The 3,017-nt window shown below is 33.2% G+C and carries 6 protein-coding genes; all 6 read left to right on the forward strand.

The genetic code is table 11. From position 1 onward, the window contains the following. Window positions 1-207: hypothetical protein (locus WC622_RS16795; protein WP_372820844.1), on the forward strand; the 207-nt coding region annotated here is incomplete at its 5' end. A gap of 71 nt (window positions 208-278) precedes the next feature. Further along, window positions 279-464: a hypothetical protein gene (locus WC622_RS16800; protein WP_372820845.1), complete on the forward strand. Its 186-nt coding sequence runs from the start codon at window positions 279-281 to the stop codon at window positions 462-464. A gap of 19 nt (window positions 465-483) precedes the next feature. Then, a complete protein-coding gene (locus WC622_RS16805) occupies window positions 484-1,344 on the forward strand; it encodes an AAA family ATPase (protein ID WP_372820846.1) in 861 nt (286 codons plus the stop codon). A gap of 35 nt (window positions 1,345-1,379) precedes the next feature. After that, complete coding sequence (locus WC622_RS16810) at window positions 1,380-2,069, forward strand: hypothetical protein (RefSeq protein ID WP_372820847.1); 690 nt, start codon at window positions 1,380-1,382, stop codon at window positions 2,067-2,069. 81 nt (window positions 2,070-2,150) lie between these two features. Next, entirely contained in the window at window positions 2,151-2,348 is a 198-nt protein-coding gene (locus tag WC622_RS16815) for a hypothetical protein (protein WP_372820848.1), read from the forward strand. Then, the gene (locus WC622_RS16820) at window positions 2,349-2,876 is read left to right on the forward strand and encodes a siphovirus Gp157 family protein (RefSeq protein WP_372820849.1); all 528 of its coding nucleotides are present in this window, start codon (window positions 2,349-2,351) and stop codon (window positions 2,874-2,876) included. Window positions 2,877-3,017 lie beyond the last annotated feature (141 nt).

Genomic DNA, 3,017 nt, shown 5'->3' on the forward strand with positions numbered 1-3,017 from the left:
ATTTATTGGACGGCATATATCAAACGTGACAAGTCATTAAGGCCGTCAGAAAGAAGGGATATATTAGCTAAAAAGCGTAGTTTTGAACTTGAAGATGCTATTTGCAGGTGTTTTGTAGCATTTATATACGGATCATATGCTGATGTTGAAGAAGTAAAAGAAAATAAAGAAAATAAAGAAAATAAAGAAAGAACAAGGGTTAATTAAAATGAACAAAATAGACATAACAAAAAAATACAAAACCAGTTTAGATTTAGTTGAAATAGGATAGATAATACATGAGTAAAGAAGAAAAAACAGAAACATGCAAAGTAGCCGCTCCATCGATTATTATGGAACGCGTTAGGTGGATTAAACAAAAATGTAAGGAGAAAGGAAAGAAGTTGAAAATACAAGATATGGTATCTGAATCATTGGATGCTTATTGTGATGACATGGAAAAGGAGTTGAATAAAAGTGAGTGAAGAACAACCATTATCATTTATGGACTCACTTGAGGTATCGAGTGGTTCAATTAATAGGCCAACACTAGGAATTATCTATAGCTTTGCTGGGGCTGGAAAAACTGGACTTTGTTTACATGCTGAAAACCCATTTTATGTTGCACTTGAAAATGGAGTAGATTGGATACCAGAACCTGCGCAAAAGTTTACAAAAACAGTGAATGGAAAAAGAGTTACTATTTTACCGAGAACCATAGATCAATTTTGGGATATGTTGAAATGGCTAATGAAAAGCGAGAACACCGCTAAATTGCCACATCCTATTAAAACTGTTGTTATTGATAGTTTGGGTTTTTTTGAGGCATTAAATGAAATAGATGTTATACAAAAACACCCTTCAACAGGAGGTAAAGAACCAAAACCAGTAACCTGTATTGCAGACCTTAATTATGATGGTAGAGTTTTTGCAATGGATAACTGGCGTAAATTACTAACAGTGTGTAAAATGCTTAGGGATAAGTGCGGATATAATGTTATACTTATCACCCATGCTCACCGAGTAAATACTACGGCTGAAAATGGAGATAGTTATAAGATTATTGATATGGAGTTAATGTCTTACGGTAATTGCAATGTTCCTGCATTAATTAAAAAAGATGCAGACTGGTGCGCTTATCTATCAAGTGAAGTTAATACAATAAAAAGAGGAGAAGGCCAAAGATTAAAAACACTAGCAAACGGCACAACATTGTCTGAATCAGTTTTACATGTTAGATCAACCAGTCTTTTTTATGCTAAAGTAAGAAGTTCTAACGAGAAATCAATTCCAGATGCTTATTTTTTCAATTATGAAAATAGAGAGTCAGTAGCTAAAAAATTCTTTGCTGATATGAATAGTTAATAAACAATTTTAAAACAAAATAGGAAATAAATACAATGAGTTTAAGTTTTACATTAGATCAAGATGCGGTAAAGAGTGAAAGTTTTTCAGGCGGAAGAATCAATACGACTGGTAAATATATCGGACTGGCATTAAGGGCGTATGAAAAAGTAGCGGCAAGCGGTTCAAAAGCTATTCATCTTGATTATATCAGTAATGATGGTAAGGATGGAAGTATTGACATTTGGCATTGGAGCGCTAAAAATGGCGGTCAACCTGTTGATTTTCAGGTAAAGTTTTTGCAAACTTTAATGGCTTCATTAGGCATTGCTAATTTAACACCAAAAGAAAACACCACTATTGAAGTGTATGATTATGACTCCAAAGGTATGGTATCTAAACGCGTTACTTCATATCCTCAGCTAGAAAATAAACAGTTTGGTACTGTTTGGCAAATTGAAGAGTACAAGAAACAAAAATTAGAAGGCACTGTTTATGTTGAAACAGGAGAACTAGGCGAACGCGCTGTTTGCTTAAGATTCTTCGATGCAGAAACAGGTAAGACAGGAAAAGAGAAATTAGAAAAAACAGACGCAGTTGCAATTGATGCTTTTGTTGATGATTTAGCGGATGTTAAACGGTTGAAACTATCACCACAACAAGTTATTAAGGCACAAGATGCGCAGATTGTAAATCAGGCTTCTAATTCTAATTCGTCATTTGATGATGATTCTTTTCCTTTCTAGTAAATTATAAATAACAAACATACGTTTGTTAAACATTATTAAACACAAGCCCAAGGATGGGCTTATTTTAGAGATAATAATATGAAATACTTTTTATATGGATTAACCATTCTATTTATTGGATTGAAATTGACTAATTATATAGATTGGTCATGGGTCTTGGTATTATTGCCATTGTATGGTGGAATTGCGTTTGTATTTGGTAGTGCTATTATTGTGTTTATTATTGGAACTTTTTTAATTGGGTTAAGTAAAATATTAAAGGCTTTTGGGAAATAAATGGCATATATCCACGAACTTAAAGACGATCAGCAAAAAATAGTCGATGAATTATTCTTTCTTGATCCTAATGATGAACAAGATAAAGAACAGATAGATTTACTCTATTCAAAACTTGCAAATATCACTGGAAGCGTAGAACACAAACTAGAGTTTTTGGTTGGGATTTTGTGCGAAGTTGAAGCGAATGAATCAGCACGAAAGGATTTATTAGATAAAGCACAAAAACGCCATAAAACAGCCACAAATGCGGCAGAGCGTATTCGTAAGTTAATACGTGAAACCATGATTGAATTTAACATCAAAAAAATATCAGGAGATTATGCTGATGTTAGGATTCAGGATGGCAGGGAAATTGTTTTTATCCCGGAAGGATATGACTGTAAGAAGTTACCGGAATATTATGTAAAATACGAACCTGAGACTTATACGCCTAAAAAGAGAGAACTAACCAAGGCATTAAAGGAAGGTTTATTGATTGAAGGATTAGAATTAATACGTGGAGAAAAGGTTATGGTGGTGTCGTGATTAAAAGATATACTAAAGGTCGATTCGGTAGGATTGAAAAGCATGATAGTGGCGAGTTTGTTTATTTTTGTGAGTATGAAACAGTTGTTAATGAAAAAAACGAATTGATTGGTAAATTATCAAAAAATAATGAGTTTTTAT

The organism is Pedobacter sp., from assembly GCF_041662865.1.
In the GTDB taxonomy this organism is placed as follows: domain Bacteria; phylum Bacteroidota; class Bacteroidia; order Sphingobacteriales; family Sphingobacteriaceae; genus Pedobacter.

Excerpts from the sequence above, each read along its gene's own strand:
- WC622_RS16800 (WP_372820845.1), top strand. The coding sequence starts at position 279 with ATGAGTAAAGAAGAAAAAACAGAAACATGCAAAGTAGCCGCTCCATCG.
- WC622_RS16805 (WP_372820846.1), top strand. The coding sequence starts at position 484 with ATGGACTCACTTGAGGTATCGAGTGGTTCAATTAATAGGCCAACACTA.
- WC622_RS16810 (WP_372820847.1), top strand. The coding sequence starts at position 1,380 with ATGAGTTTAAGTTTTACATTAGATCAAGATGCGGTAAAGAGTGAAAGT.
- WC622_RS16815 (WP_372820848.1), top strand. The coding sequence starts at position 2,151 with ATGAAATACTTTTTATATGGATTAACCATTCTATTTATTGGATTGAAA.
- WC622_RS16820 (WP_372820849.1), top strand. The coding sequence starts at position 2,349 with ATGGCATATATCCACGAACTTAAAGACGATCAGCAAAAAATAGTCGAT.